The following is a 14014-nucleotide window of genomic DNA, read 5'->3' as shown; positions in this document are numbered from 1 at the left end:
GTCATGTACATCGAACTGACCCCCGAGCAGCGCAAGCTCCAAGACGAACTCCGCGAGTACTTCTCGACGCTCATCACCCCGGAAGAAGCCGCGGCGATGGAGTCCGATCGCCACAACGAGGCCTACCGCACCGTGATCAAGCGGATGGGCTCCGACGGCAAGCTCGGCGTGGGCTGGCCCAAGGAGTACGGCGGGCTCGGCTTCGGGCCTATCGAGCAGCAGATCTTCATCAACGAGGCCAACCGGGCGGATATCCCACTGCCGATGGTCACGCTGCAAACGGTGGGCCCCACCCTGCAGGTGCACGGAACCGAGTTGCAGAAGAAGAAGTTCCTGCCCGGGATCCTGGCCGGCGAGGTACATTTCGCGATCGGTTACTCCGAGCCCGAGGCCGGCACCGATCTCGCCTCGCTGCGCACCACGGCGGTACGTCACGGTGACGAGTACATCGTCAACGGTCAGAAGATGTGGACCACCGGCGCCCATGACGCCGACTACATCTGGCTGGCCTGCCGCACCGATCCGGAAGCCGCCAAGCACAAGGGCATCTCGATCCTTATCGTCGATACCAAGGATCCCGGCTACTCGTGGACGCCCATCATCCTCAGCGATGGGGCGCACCACACCAATGCGTCGTACTACAACGACGTCCGTGTGCCCGCCGACATGCTGGTCGGTGAAGAACACGGCGGTTGGAAGCTCATCACCACCCAGCTCAACCACGAGCGCGTCGGGCTCGGTCCGGCCGGACGCATCGCCGGGATCTACGACGAGGTCCACGAGTGGGCGTCCACCCCCGGATCCGATGGTGTCGTGCCGATCGAACAGGACGGCGCGCGCCGACTGCTGGCCCAGATCAAATCGATCTGGCGGATCAACGAGTTGTTGAACTGGCAGGTGGCCGCCTCGGGTGAGACCATCGCGGTGGCCGATGCGGCGGCGACGAAGGTCTTCTCCACCGAGCGCATCCAGGAGGTCGGCCGGCTGGCCGAAGAGGTCGTCGGCCGCTACGGCAACCCCGCCGACGCCCATACCGCCAGGCTGCTGGACTGGTTGGACAAGATGACCAAACGCAATCTGGTGATCACCTTCGGTGGCGGCGTCAACGAGGTCATGCGCGAGATGATCGCGGCGTCGGGTCTGAAGGTGCCGAGGGTGACCCGGTGAGCGAACTGCAGGCGGGGATCGAGGCGGTCCTCGCGGCGGGCAGCAGTAGCCCGACCGTCGCGCGGGATCCGGTGAACCAGCCCATGATCCATCATTGGGTCGACGCGATCGGGGACAAGAACCCGATCTACGTCGATGCCGAGGCGGCCCGCGCCGCGGGCCATCCGGGTATCGTCGCCCCACCGGCGATGATCCAGGTGTGGACCATGATGGGGTTGGGCCGCACCCGCTCCGATGATGATCCACTCGCTCGGGCCATGAAGCTCTTCGATGACGCGGGTTATGTCGGCGTCGTCGCGACCAACTGCGACCAGACCTATCACCGCTATCTGCAGCCAGGAGAGCAGGTGGCGATGAGCGCGGAGATCGTCGGCATCGTCGGCCCCAAGCAGACCGCGCTCGGCGAGGGTTACTTCGTCAACCAGAAGATCAGCTGGCATACCGTCGGGGGCGGTGCAGAGGAACTGGTCGCCGAGATGGACTGGCGCATCATGAAGTTCCTTCCGAACGCGGCGCCTGGTCGGCAAGATTCAGCCGAAACGGCGCAGATCCCCGAAGATCTCGATCCCGACAAGCTGATGCGCCCATCATCGTCACGCGATACCAAATTCTTCTGGGACGGGGTCAACGCCCACGAGCTGCGTATCCAGCGCCGGCCGGACGGGACGCTGCAGCACCCGCCGGTCCCCGCGATGTGGGCCGACAAGGACGCACCCGCCGACTATGTCGTCTCCTCCGGGAGGGGCACGGTGTTCAGCTATGTCGTCCACCATGCACCCAAGGTGCCCGGCCGCACGCTGCCGTTCGTGATCGCCCTCGTCGAACTCGAGGAGGGGGTGCGGATGCTCGGTGAGCTGCGCGGGGTGGATCCCGAGCAGGTGAAGATCGGAATGCCGGTCACCGCAACCTATATCGACTTCCCCGACAGTGATGTCAGCCCGGCCTGGACGTTGTACGCATGGGAGCCGCAAGCATGAGTCTGACCCTGAGCGACGTCGCCGTCGGCACCACACTGCCCGATCTGCAGATCTACGGCGACCCCACGTTCATCGTGTCCACCGCCATAGCCACCCGCGATTACCAGGATGTGCACCACGACCGGGACAAGGCGCAGGCCAAGGGATCCAAGGACATCTTCGTCAACATCCTCACCGATACCGGTCTGGTCGGACGTTACGTCACCGATTGGGCCGGTCCGGACGCGCGGGTCAAGTCCATCAAGCTGCGCCTGGGGGTGCCCTGGTACGCCTACGACACCATCACCTTCAGCGGTGAGGTGACCGAGATCGACGGTGACCTGGTGACCCTGAAAGTGGTGGGCGCCAACAGCCTCGGTAACCATGTCATCGCTACCTCGACGCTCACCCTGGGGGACAAGTGACGCTGTCCGGAAAGGCCGGCCTGTCCGGCAAAGCGGCGATCGCCGGTATCGGTGCCACCGATTTCTCCAAGAACTCCGGGCGCAGCGAGCTGCGCCTGGCCGCCGAGGCGGTGCTCGATGCGCTCGACGATGCCGGCCTCGCGCCGTCCGATGTGGACGGTCTGGTCACCTTCACGATGGATTCCAATTTGGAAACCGCCGTCGCGCGGTCCACCGGCATCGGTGATCTGAAGTTCTTCAGCCAGATCGGCTATGGCGGCGGTGCGGCGGCGGCGACCGTGCAGCAGGCCGCGCTGGCGGTCGCGACCGGGGTGGCCGAGGTCGTGGTGGCCTACCGGGCCTTCAACGAGCGCTCCGAGTTCCGCTTCGGCCAGGTGATGACTGGGTTGACCGTCAACGCCGATTCGCGCGGTGTCGAGTACAGCTGGTCCTACCCGCACGGTCTGAGCACCCCCGCCGCGTCGGTGGCCATGATCGCGCAGCGCTATATGCACGAATACGGCGCCACCAGTGCCGATTTCGGTGCGGTATCGGTTGCCGACCGCAAACACGCCGCGACGAATCCCAAGGCGCACTTCTACGGCAAGCCGATCACGATCGAGGATCATCAGAACTCTCGCTGGATCGCCGAACCGCTCCGGCTGCTGGACTGCTGCCAGGAGACCGATGGTGGTGTAGCGATCGTGGTCACCACCCCCGAGCGGGCCAAGGACCTCAAACACCGCCCGGCGGTCATCGAGGCTGCAGCGCAGGGTGCGGGGACCGATCAGTTCACCATGTACTCCTACTACCGCGAGGAGCTCGGGCTGCCCGAGATGGGCCTTGTCGGCCGTCAGCTGTGGGAGCAGAGCGGTCTCACGCCCGCAGATATCCAGACCGCGATCCTTTACGACCATTTCACCCCGTACACGCTGATCCAGCTCGAGGAGCTCGGCTTCTGCGGTAAGGGCGAGGCCAAGGATTTCATCGCCGGCGGAGCCATCGAAATCGGCGGGAAGCTACCCATCAACACCCACGGCGGCCAGCTCGGCGAGGCCTATATCCACGGGATGAACGGGATAGCCGAAGGTGTCCGTCAGCTGCGCGGCACATCGGTCAACCAGGTCGACAATGTCGAACATGTGCTGGTCACGGCGGGTACCGGGGTGCCGACATCGGGTCTGATCCTCGGCTGATTTTACTGCACCGCCACCGGTCGGTGGCGCGGTAATCTCGAGGCCATGGGGATCCAGCCTGATGTGAGCCCATACGGGGGGCAAACTGTCACGGGGCCGGCGTGGCCGAATGTTGACGAGAACATGCTTGCCGCGGCCGCAGCGCAGTACGACGCGCTCGCCGCCAAGATCGGCGGCACCGTTGTGCCCCAGCAGCAGGGTCAGCTGGTGCAGATGGGCGCCGAATGGCAAGGGCCCGCCTCGACGGCCGCTGCGGGCGAGGCCACCTCGATCATCGGCGGGCACGAGGCCAACGCCGCGCAGGCCGCCGCCATCGCCGCCAAGCTGCGCACCATGGAAGCCGCCGTCGTCCAGACCAAGATGATGGCCAATATGGTCGCCCAGCAGACCCAGGCCGCCTGCATGGCGATCCAGGCATCCGGGTCGCCCGAGACCCAGGCGCTGGTGCAGAGCCAGATCATGGCGGGTCTGTCGCAGAACACCGCGACCGTCACGGCCAACGCCACCTCGATGGCCAACAGCATCGGCGCGCCGGCCACCACACCGCCCACGGGTGCCCCCGCCGTCGGTCCTCAGCAGGTCTCCCAGGCCGATCCCAGCCAGGCGATGCAGATGATGGGTCAGATGGCCGGCTTGGTCAGCCAGCTCCCCCAGATGCTCGGCCAGGCCATGGGACAGGTCACGCAGGCACCGCAGCAGCTCATGCAGACCGTCGGTCAGCCGCTGCAACAGCTGACCTCCATGCTCGGTGGCGGCAGTAGCGGCGGCATGGGCGCCGGCGGGTTCTCACCGTTCTCGGCCTTCTCCAATCATCCGCTCGCGGGCGGTGCCGGGGCCGGTGCCGGGGCGGGCATGATGCGCGCGGCATCGTTGCCCGGTGGCGGCGGTGGTTCAGCGCAGACCCCGTTGATGGCGAGCCTGGTCGGTACGCCGCCGGTCTCGGTGGGGCCGTCGGGTGCGAACGCCGGTGCCGGCGCCCTCGGTGGGCTGGCGCCGGTGGCCGCCGGTGCCGGAGGCGGCATGGGCGGTGCCCCGATGATGGGTCAGCGCGGCGCAGGCGGCGGTGGCACCAAGCTCGGTCTGGCGATGCCCGAGGCGCTGGAACACGACCTTGCCGAAGACGATGTCGACGATGATTGGTGACCCGCGATGACCGGAATGTTCAAGCCCGAAGAGATCAACTGGAATGCGGCCGCGGTCGAACTGCCGCCGATGCCGATGATCCCGCCCGGTGCCGATGCCATGAGCATGACGATCGCGGCGGTGCTGCCGACGCTGGAGGCCCAGTTGACCGCGAACGTCACGGCGTTGGCCGCCAAGGAGAACACTTTCTCCGGCAAGGTCGAGGCCGCACAGGCCGCCTACACCACATCCGATGAAACCGGCGGGCAGTCGGTGGGACAGGTCGGGGGAATGCTCGAACAGCTCACCGGACAGCTGGGCCAGCTGGCGCAGATGCCGCAGCAGGCCGCAGGCAGCCTCGGCGGCGGCGGGGGCGAAGGCGGTGGCGGCGGCTTCGGCCAGCTGATGCAGCAGGCCATGCAGGCCGCCCAGGGCGCAGTGCAGCAGGGCACCCAGGCCGCGCAGCAGGATCAGGGTCAGGGACCGGGTGGTCCCGCAGGCGGCCCGCCGCCGGGTGTCCCCGGCGCGCCCACCCCGGAGCAGCGCGAGGCCCAGCAGAATCAGCGTGACGCCCAGCAAGATGCCCGCGAGAGCCAGCAGAACGAACGGCAGGCCGACCAGGACGCCCGCGACCATCAGCAAGATCGCCGTGAGGCGCAGCTGGATTCGCGGGAGTCGGCCGCGCCCGGACCCAGCGCCGGTGGCTCCGCGGCGGGGCCTGCGCCGATCGCGCCACACGGCCCCTCGCGCCCGACCACCGGCGGCGAGGATCTGTCCCGGCAGGTCTAGGCCGGGACGAGCTCCACACCCGAGAGCACCACGGTGTTGTCCCGACTCGGCGCGGTCAGTGTGCCGATGAACTTACCGTCCTGCTTCCAGATGTTGGCCTGCAACGTCTCGCCCGGGATGACGGTGCCGGCGAACCGGGCGCCGTAGCTGGCGACCTGGGACACGTCGGCGTCCAGGAAATGGTCGACGATCGCCTTGGCGCCGATACCGTAGGTGCACAATCCGTGCAGGATGGGCCGGTCGAAACCGGCTGCCTTGGCGAACGCCGGATCGGAATGCAGCGGATTGCGGTCACCGCACAACCGGTACAGCAGCGCCTGCTGCGGCAGGATCGGCAACGCGATCTCGGCATCCGGTGCGCGGTCGGGCAATTCGACCGAGGTGGACGGGCCGCGCTCGCCGCCGAAACCACCCTCGCCACGGGCGAAGATGGAGCGCTTCGTCGTCCACAACACGGTGCCCGAGGCATCGGTCACGGTGGATTCGCTGACGATGACGGCGGCCTTGCCCTTGTCCCAGATCTCGGTGAACCGCTGCTTGGAGAATCCCGTCCCGCTGGTCGGGATGGGGCCGGGCACGGTCACACCCTCACTGGCGTGCAGCACCCGGGACAGCTCGATATCGATGCCGGGGAACTGCACGGTCGGCGCCTGGGTCATGTGGAAGCTGGCCGCGACATTGCCGAAGGTGGGCAGCACCTGCGGGGTGTTATCGGTCAGATAGCGCAGTTCGCGCTCGTCCATCGGGTCCGAGCCGGCGCCGAGGCCGAGGTGGTACAGCTGGATATCGCTGCTTGTCCAGGAGAACTCGATCGGATCGAGGTCGGCGGCGAGCGCCTTCTCCACATCGATGGGCATATCAGGCCTTTCCAGCAAGATGCAATGCGGCGAGGTAGCCGAACGTCATGGCGGGCCCGATTGTGCCACCCGGGCCGGGATAGGTGTGACCCATCACCGGCGAGCTGACATTGCCTGCCGCATAAAGGCCTTCGATCACCGAGTTGTCATCGCGCAGCGCCCGGCCGTGCACGTCGGTGCGGATGCCACCCTTGGTGCCCAGGTCACCGGGCACCATCTTGGCGGCGTAGAACGGGCCGTTCTTGATCTCGCCGAGGTTGGGGTTCGGCTTGTTCGTCGGATCACCGTAGTACCGGTCATAGGCGCTCTCGCCGCGGTGGAAGTCCTCGTCCACACCGGAACGCGCGAATCCGTTGAACCGTTCGACGGTGGCCTTCAGCGCGTCGGCGGCCAGACCGGTCTTCTCGGCCAGCTCTTCCAAGCTGTCGGCCTTGACGATGACGCCCGATTCCATCCACTTCTTCGGGATGCGTTGGCCTGGCTGCAATCCCGCAAAGATGTAGCGATCACGGTACTGCTGGTCGAAGATCATCCAGGCAGGCACATTCTCGCCAGGCCCGGGTCCCTGGCCGTACTGACCGCCGTACATGTGGTGGCAGGCCTCCACGTAGGGCATCGACTCGTTCATGAACCGCTTGCCGTTCATGTTGACGATGATCGATCCGGGGGAGTTCCGCTCGGAGAGGGCGAACCATGGCGCGCCCACCAGCGGGACGGTCGGACCCCACCACGCGTCCTCCATGAGTTCCAATGCCGCACCCAGCTTTTCGGCCGCCACGATGCCGTCACCGGTGTTGGCCACGGCGCCGACGGTCCACTCGGTGGTGATGGGCTGGCGCTGGTACTTGGTACGCATCTCCTGGTTGTGCTCGAAGCCACCCGAACCGAGGATCACGCCCTTACGGGCCCGGATCAGCTTCGGCTCGGCGGACTCGGGGGCACCCGCCTCGCGAACGTAGATTCCGCGCACGACCCCGTCCTCGACGTACAGGTCGGTCAGCGCCGTGTTCAACAACACCGGCACCCCGGCCTTCTGCAGGCCGATGCGCAGCGGCGCGATGAGCGCGCGGCCCATGCCGACCAGGTTCTTGCCGGTGGCGTTGGCCCACACCGACCGCACACCTACCTTGATGCTGCGCAGCACACCGCGCGGGTGACGCTTGAGCTGATTGAGCCGCACGTAGTCCTGCTGCAGCACCACCATGTTCAGCGGTACCTTGCCGTACGGCGGTTCGAGGCCCTTCTCGTCGGGGCCGAGCTTCTTGGCGTTGAACGGCTTGGGCTCGACCGAGCGGCCGGTGGCCTTGCCGCCCGGCGTCTCCGGGTAGTAGTCGGAGTAGTTGGGCACCCAGCACAGTTTGAGCGGCGAGTTCTTCAACACGAATGACAACATCTCCGGACTGCGGTCCAGGTAGGTGTCGATCTTCTCGGCGGGCACGACATCGCCGATGATGGCGTGCAGGTATTTGCGGGCCTCGGCGGCGGTGTCTTTGACCCCGTCACGCTGCAGAACCTCGTTGTTCGGAATCCACACGCCGCCGCCAGATCGCGCCGTGGAACCGCCGTAGTGCGGAGCCTTCTCAACGACTACTGTCGAGAGTCCCTGGTGAGCGGCGGTGAGGGCGGCGACCATGCCGGCAGCACCGCTCCCTACCACCACTACGTCAAAGACACTGTAGTCCTGTTCAGTCATGTAGAACACGTTATAGAATTGCGGTGCCTTTCGACAACAGGCGCGCAACTGTGCCGGTCGAGGGCCTGATGAGATTACGAGGGGAATTCACCAACATGCTCAGTGTCGAGGTGCGCGACGAGCTTGCTGCCGATCTGGCCGAGGCGGAGCGCAGTCGGGTGCCGACCACTCCGTTGACGGATCGGTATCCCGATATCGATGTGGTGGATGCTTATGAGATCCAGCTGATCAATATCCGGCAGCGGGTGGCCGAGGGCGCGCGGGTGATCGGGCACAAGGTGGGTCTGTCCTCGGAGGCGATGCAGAAGATGATGGGGGTGGATGAGCCCGATTACGGTCATCTGCTCGCTGATATGGAGGTGTTCGAGGACAAACCGGTTGCGGCGGGCCGGTTTCTGTATCCGCGGGTGGAGGTCGAGGTGGGGTTCATCTTGGCTGATGATCTGCCTGGGGCGGGGTGTACTGAGGATGATGTGTTGGCTGCGACGGCGGCGTTCGCGCCGTCGATCGAGTTGATCGATACCCGGATCACGGATTGGAAGATCAAGTTGTGCGACACGATCGCTGATAATGCGTCGTCTGCGGGGTGGGTGTTGGGCCCGGAACGGGTGTCGCCCAAGGACATCGATATCAAGAGCATTGATGCGGTCTTGACACGCAATGGTGAGGTGGTCGCTGAGGGGCGCAGTGATGCGGTGTTGGGTAATCCGGTGACGTCGGTGGCGTGGTTGGCGCGCAAGGTCGATCAGTTCGGGGTGCGGCTGCGTGCGGGGGACATTGTGTTGCCGGGGGCGTGTATGCGGGCCATTGATGCTCGTCCGGGGGATGAGTTTGTCGCGGATTTCGACGGGCTGGGTTCGGTTCGTCTTTCTTTTGAATAGGAGCCGTATATGGCTGAGAAGTTGAGTGTTGCGATTGTGGGGTCGGGCAATATCAGTACCGACTTGTTGTACAAGTTGTTGCGGTCGGACTGGTTGGAGCCGCGGTGGATGATCGGGATCGACCCGGCCTCGGAAGGGTTGGCCCGGGCCCGCAAGCTTGGCCTGGAAACCTCGCATGAGGGGGTGGACTGGTTGTTGGGCCAGGCTGAGAAGCCTGATGTGGTGTTCGAGGCGACCAGTGCGTATGTGCATCGTGATGCTGCGCCGCGGTATGAGGCGGCGGGGATCACTGCGATTGATTTGACTCCGGCGGCGGTGGGGCCGGGGGTGATTCCGCCGGCGAATCTGCGGGCGCATCTGGGGGCGCCGAATGTGAACATGGTGACCTGTGGTGGGCAGGCGACGATCCCGATGGTGTATGCCGTGTCCCGTGTGGTCGATGTGCCGTATGCCGAGATCGTGGCGTCGGTGTCGAGCGCGTCGGCGGGTCCGGGGACGCGGGCCAATATCGATGAGTTCACCAAGACCACCAGTGCCGGTGTGCGCGATATCGGTGGGGCGGCCCGGGGTAAGGCGATCATCATCTTGAACCCGGCGGAGCCGCCGATGATCATGCGCGACACCATTTTTTGTGCGATCCCTGAGGATGCCGATCATGGCGCGATCACTGCCTCGATCAAGGAGGTCGTGGCGCAGGTGCAGAGCTATGTGCCTGGGTATCGGTTGCTCAATGAGCCGCAGTTCGATGAGCCGTCGGTGGTCAATGGTGGCCAGCATGTGGTGACCATCTTCGTCGAGGTGGAGGGGGCCGGGGATTATCTGCCGCCCTATGCCGGGAATTTGGACATCATGACTGCGGCAGCCACCAAGGTCGGCGAGGAGATCGCCAAGGAACGCAGCGCAGCGGGAGCAGGAGTGCAGGCATGAGTGGCACGGGTGAGATTTTCTTCAATCCGGTGTGGGACATCCGGATGACCGACACTTCGCTGCGCGATGGGTCGCATCACAAGCGGCACCAGTTCAGCGCTGATGAGGTGCGCTCGATCGTGGCTGCCCTTGATACCGCGGGGGTGCCGGTGATCGAGGTGACCCATGGTGACGGGTTGGGTGGCTCGTCGTTCAATTATGGGTTTTCCAAGACTCCTGAGCAGGAGTTGATCAAGCTGGCGGCCGAGACCGCCAAAGAGGCGAAGATCGCGTTTTTGATGTTGCCGGGGGTGGGGACCAAGGAGGACATCAAGGAGGCGCAGAACAATGGTGGGGAGATCTGCCGGATCGCCACGCACTGCACCGAGGCTGATGTGTCGATTCAGCATTTCGGGTTGGCCCGTGAACTCGGGTTGGAGACCGTCGGGTTTTTGATGATGAGCCACACGATTACGCCGGAGAAGTTGGCCGCCCAGGCCCGGATCATGGCCGATGCGGGCTGCCAATGTGTGTATGTGGTCGACTCGGCGGGGGCGTTGGTGCTCGATCAGGTCGCTGATCGGGTCGCCGCGTTGGTCGCCGAGCTCGGCGATGATGCCCAGGTCGGTTTTCATGGGCATGAGAACCTCGGGTTGGGTGTGGCGAACTCGATCGAGGCGGTGCGGGCCGGGGCCAAGCAGATCGACGGGTCGTGTCGTCGGTTCGGTGCCGGTGCCGGTAACGCGCCGGTGGAGGCGATGATCGGGGTGTTCGACAAGATCGGTGTCAAGACCGGGATCGATTTCTTCGAGATCGCCGATGCCGCCGAAGAGGTCGTCGCCCCGGCCATGCCCACCGAATGCCTGCTGGATCGCAACGCGTTGATCATGGGCTACTCGGGGGTGTACTCCAGCTTCCTCAAGCACGCCATCCGCCAGTCCGAACGCTACGGCGTACCGGCCCACCAACTACTGCACCGCGCCGGGCAACGCAAACTCATCGGCGGCCAAGAAGACCAACTCATCGACATCGCCCTGGAAATCAAACGCGAACAAGAGGCCCAGAACGCCTGATGTGACCGTGATCGACGCGATCAGCGTTCCAGTTCACGGGCGCAGGCAGCCAGGATCGCGTCGAAATTCCACGGCAGCAGGCGTGAGGTGATCGCGTTCATCACCGCCCCGCCGGCCCAACGGGGATGAGAGTAGCTGCTCACCCAGTCGACATGGGTGCCCCCGGCTTCCGCCGTGAGGGTCAGTGTCCCGCCTTCATGACCGAACGCCGGAAACGATCGCACGATGAGATACGAGTAGCGGTGCGGGCGATCGTATTCGGTGATCGTCTCGCGCAACCACACCCCGGTGCAGACCACTACTCGCATGGCGCCGTCACCGGGCTCTACGGAGTCCGAGGCCCAGTCGGCGCGCAGGGTCATCGGGGCCGTGGCCAGGTTCACCGGGTCGGCGAGCCAGTCGAATACCTGGTCATGCGGCGCAGCGATGACCCGTTCGACATGCAATCGCACCATGAGTCTCCCTTAGCGGGAGACTACACCGGCGGCGTGTATCCCGGCTTGCTCATCAGCTCGCGCAATCCGGCATCGATGAAGTCGGTGTCCACATCGTTGGCACCACCGCCGGCGAAATGCCCCCAGATTCCGGGGATCACCCTGACCTCGCCGTCGGGTATGAACTGACTGGCCCACTGCTCGTCCTCGGGCGGGAAGTACAGATCCTTCTCGGCGGGCATGGCCAATAGCGGGCACTTGATCGAAGCCAGCGCCTTCTGCACGTCACCTTCGAAACCCGGTGTGCTGCCGACGTTTCCGCTGTGCCAGGTGCCGATCATCGCGATCAGGTTGTTCGGGTCACGTCCGTCGCGAAAAAAGCCCTCCCAGAATCCATAGAGGAAATCGTCGAAAGAGGTGTAGCCGAGTTCGCGCCACGTCTCTTCCCAGTAGAAGGCCTGTGAGTAGCCCCATCCGGAGTACACCCTGGCGAAGGCCCGTAGGCCCTTGATCGGAGGCCGGGCCGGGTCGTAGTCGCCGCCGGCGAATGCCGCATCGGCAGTCAACGCGGCCACCAGCGACTCCAGGAACACCTTGTTGTGCGGGGCGGTGATGCTGGACCCGCAGAACGGTGCGGCACGCTGCACCATCTCCGGATGACTCACGGCCCACTGATAGGTCTGGCCGGCGCCCATCGACCATCCGGTCACCAGGGAGATCGAACTGATCCCGAATTTCTCTGTGACCAAACGGTACTGGGCCTCCACCTGGTCATAGAACGTCACCGCGGGGAAACGCGGTCCGTCGTAGGGAGCCGGGGTGTTCGACGGAGATGACGACAGACCGTTGCCCAGCATGTTCGGCACGATGATGAATGCGGTGGCAGGATCGAGGACCCGGCCGGGCCCGATGAGCCATTCGTTGTCGGTGTGCCAACCCGTATACCAGGTCGGATAGACGATCACATTGGACTTGTCGTCGTTGAGCGTGCCGTAGGTCTTGTAGGCAAGCCGGGCATCGCGCAGCGTGAATCCGCTCTGCAGGGTGAAGTCCCCGAGATCGAAATATTCGGCGTCGGTAGGTGCGGGCATCAGCTGCTCACCGCGCACTGCCCGCGGTCGATGCGCTGCGGTGGGGTGCTGGACGGGCGCACATCGATATCGAAGATGGCTGTCGGAATATAGAGCGTGGCACATGAATTGGGGACATCGACGACACCGGACATCCGGCCCTCCACCGGCGCGGCACCCAGTATCAGATAGGCCTGCTCCTTGGTCCAACCGAATTTCGACAGGTATTCGATGGCGTTGAGGCAGGCATTCTGGTACGCCAGCGTGGTGTCGAGATAGTGCTGTGTACCGTTGCGGTCCACCGAGAAACCGACGAAGGTGAGGAACTCCGAATAGCGCGGCTCCACGATCCCCGGCATGAAGATCGGATTGGTGGTGACCCCGTAGGTCTCCATCCCGCCCTTGATGATCTCCACACGAAGATCGATATAGCCGCCCATCTCGATTGCGCCACAGAAGGTTATCTCGCCATCGCCTTGAGAGAAGTGCAGGTCGCCCAGGGACAGATTGGCGCCGTCGACGAACACCGGGTAGAAGATCCGACTGCCCTTTGAGAGGTTCTTGATGTCCTGGTTGCCACCGTTCTCCCGCGGCGGGGCCGTGCGGGCCGCCTCGGCCGCGGCACGCTCATAGTCGGCTCCGGTGAGGCTGCCGAGCACCGCATTGGACGGCAGTGGCGGCAGTGCGAGCGGCGGCACCCGGTCGGGATCGGTGGCGATGAGTTGAGCCTCGCGGTGATTCCACTGTGCCAGCAGGTCCGCACTGGGCGCGGTGCCCATCAGGCCGGGGTGGATCAGTCCGGTGAACTCCACCCCCGGCACATGCCTGCTGGTGGCCTTCTGGCCGGTGAAATCCCAGATCGCCTTGTAGGCGTCGGGGAACCAGTCGGTGAGGAAGCCGCCCCCGTTGTCCTTGGCGAAGATCCCGGTGTAACCCCAGCCCTGCCCGGCGACCGGACCGGTCTGCTGAGGTACCGGCCCGACGTCGAGAATGTCGACGACCAACAGATCACCGGGTTGCGCGCCTTCGACGGCGAACGGGCCGGACAACTGGTGGACCATGGTCAGGTCGCAATCACGGATGTCATTGGCGTCATCGGAGTTGACGATGGTCCCGTCGAACCATTCCTTGGACTCCACGCGGAAGCTGTCGCCCGACTTCACCGTGGCCACGGCCGGAATATCCGGGTGCCAGCGGTTGTGGCCGACCAGCTGCTGCTCGCGAAACGGCTTACTCTGGTCGACGGGAAAGATCACTTCGGGCATGTGTGCCTCCTCGATAGACGGAAAACGTTCTGATACAAGGTTTTACGGTTTGGGTAGCATCCGGTGCCGCGGATCGGCGTACCGTAGGCGTGCGGGAACGGACGAGCCTTCCGATCTGCGGACAACGCCGGGGCTGGCCTGGGACTGCGCATGCAGGTCCAGTGCGCGGGTGCCGGCCGTGTTCGATCGCACCATTGCGCC

Annotated in this window: 14 protein-coding genes; 9 read left to right on the top strand and 5 right to left on the bottom strand. The window is 64.9% G+C overall.

All coding sequences use genetic code 11. The annotated features are described in order from the left end of the window. The first annotated feature begins 3 nt into the window (after positions 1–3). Genes fadE29 through PGN27_RS11320 form a run of 6 tightly spaced genes read left to right on the top strand, consistent with a single transcriptional unit; the run spans position 4 to position 5634 of the window. Positions 4–1167 (top strand): acyl-CoA dehydrogenase FadE29, encoded by a 1164-nt coding sequence (gene fadE29 / locus PGN27_RS11345; RefSeq protein ID WP_335326207.1) that lies wholly within the window; start codon positions 4–6, stop codon positions 1165–1167. Then, on the top strand, positions 1164–2144 hold the full coding sequence (locus PGN27_RS11340; protein ID WP_335326206.1) for a bifunctional MaoC family dehydratase N-terminal/OB-fold nucleic acid binding domain-containing protein: 981 nt from the start codon (positions 1164–1166) through the stop codon (positions 2142–2144). The genes fadE29 and PGN27_RS11340 overlap by 4 nt, the downstream gene beginning before the upstream one ends. Next, on the top strand, positions 2141–2548 hold the full coding sequence (locus PGN27_RS11335) for a MaoC family dehydratase (RefSeq protein ID WP_335326205.1): 408 nt from the start codon (positions 2141–2143) through the stop codon (positions 2546–2548). The genes PGN27_RS11340 and PGN27_RS11335 overlap by 4 nt, the downstream gene beginning before the upstream one ends. Before the next feature lie 2 nt (positions 2549–2550). Next, on the top strand, positions 2551–3723 hold the full coding sequence (locus tag PGN27_RS11330) for a 17-hydroxy-3-oxo-4-pregnene-20-carboxyl-CoA lyase (RefSeq protein ID WP_335328708.1): 1173 nt from the start codon (positions 2551–2553) through the stop codon (positions 3721–3723). Between the two features lie 45 nt (positions 3724–3768). Further along, positions 3769–4866 (top strand): hypothetical protein, encoded by a 1098-nt coding sequence (locus PGN27_RS11325; RefSeq protein ID WP_335326204.1) that lies wholly within the window; start codon positions 3769–3771, stop codon positions 4864–4866. Between the two features lie 6 nt (positions 4867–4872). Further along, complete coding sequence (locus tag PGN27_RS11320; RefSeq protein ID WP_335326203.1) at positions 4873–5634, top strand: hypothetical protein; 762 nt, start codon at positions 4873–4875, stop codon at positions 5632–5634. Here PGN27_RS11320 and PGN27_RS11315 read toward each other — a convergent pair. Further along, a complete protein-coding gene (locus tag PGN27_RS11315; RefSeq protein ID WP_335326202.1) occupies positions 5631–6491 on the bottom strand; it encodes an enoyl-CoA hydratase ChsH3 in 861 nt (286 codons plus the stop codon). The two genes, PGN27_RS11320 and PGN27_RS11315, sit on opposite strands and share 4 nt — an antisense overlap. Position 6492: 1 nt before the next feature. Beyond that, positions 6493–8184, bottom strand: a complete 1692-nt coding sequence (kstD, locus tag PGN27_RS11310) for a 3-oxosteroid 1-dehydrogenase (protein ID WP_335326201.1) — start codon at positions 8182–8184, stop codon at positions 6493–6495. Between the two features lie 95 nt (positions 8185–8279). Between kstD and PGN27_RS11305 the strand changes: the two genes are divergently transcribed. From PGN27_RS11305 to dmpG, 3 genes are read left to right on the top strand one after another with little or no spacing between them, the layout of a single operon-like run. Next, a complete protein-coding gene (locus tag PGN27_RS11305) occupies positions 8280–9065 on the top strand; it encodes a 2-keto-4-pentenoate hydratase (RefSeq protein ID WP_335328707.1) in 786 nt (261 codons plus the stop codon). Positions 9066–9074: 9 nt separating this feature from the next. Then, on the top strand, positions 9075–9992 hold the full coding sequence (locus tag PGN27_RS11300; RefSeq protein ID WP_335326200.1) for an acetaldehyde dehydrogenase (acetylating): 918 nt from the start codon (positions 9075–9077) through the stop codon (positions 9990–9992). Continuing rightward, on the top strand, positions 9989–11044 hold the full coding sequence (dmpG, locus tag PGN27_RS11295) for a 4-hydroxy-2-oxovalerate aldolase (protein ID WP_335326199.1): 1056 nt from the start codon (positions 9989–9991) through the stop codon (positions 11042–11044). Before PGN27_RS11300 ends, dmpG begins: the two co-directional genes overlap by 4 nt. 20 nt (positions 11045–11064) lie before the next feature. Here the strand turns inward: dmpG and PGN27_RS11290 are convergent, their stop codons facing one another. The 3 genes from PGN27_RS11290 to fmdA are packed head-to-tail and all read right to left on the bottom strand — an operon-like array spanning position 11065 to position 13813. Continuing rightward, a complete protein-coding gene (locus PGN27_RS11290) occupies positions 11065–11499 on the bottom strand; it encodes an SRPBCC family protein (RefSeq protein ID WP_335326198.1) in 435 nt (144 codons plus the stop codon). A 20-nt stretch (positions 11500–11519) separates the two neighbouring features. After that, positions 11520–12569: an alpha/beta fold hydrolase gene (locus PGN27_RS11285; RefSeq protein WP_335326197.1), complete on the bottom strand. Its 1050-nt coding sequence runs from the start codon at positions 12567–12569 to the stop codon at positions 11520–11522. Further along, a complete protein-coding gene (fmdA, locus tag PGN27_RS11280) occupies positions 12569–13813 on the bottom strand; it encodes a formamidase (RefSeq protein ID WP_335326196.1) in 1245 nt (414 codons plus the stop codon). The genes PGN27_RS11285 and fmdA overlap by 1 nt, the downstream gene beginning before the upstream one ends. Positions 13814–14014 lie beyond the last annotated feature (201 nt).

This window comes from Mycolicibacterium neoaurum, from assembly GCF_036946495.1.
Lineage (GTDB): Bacteria > Actinomycetota > Actinomycetes > Mycobacteriales > Mycobacteriaceae > Mycobacterium > Mycobacterium neoaurum_B.
Note: the sequence above shows the minus strand (reverse complement) of the source record. Positions and strands in the feature narration are given on the sequence as shown.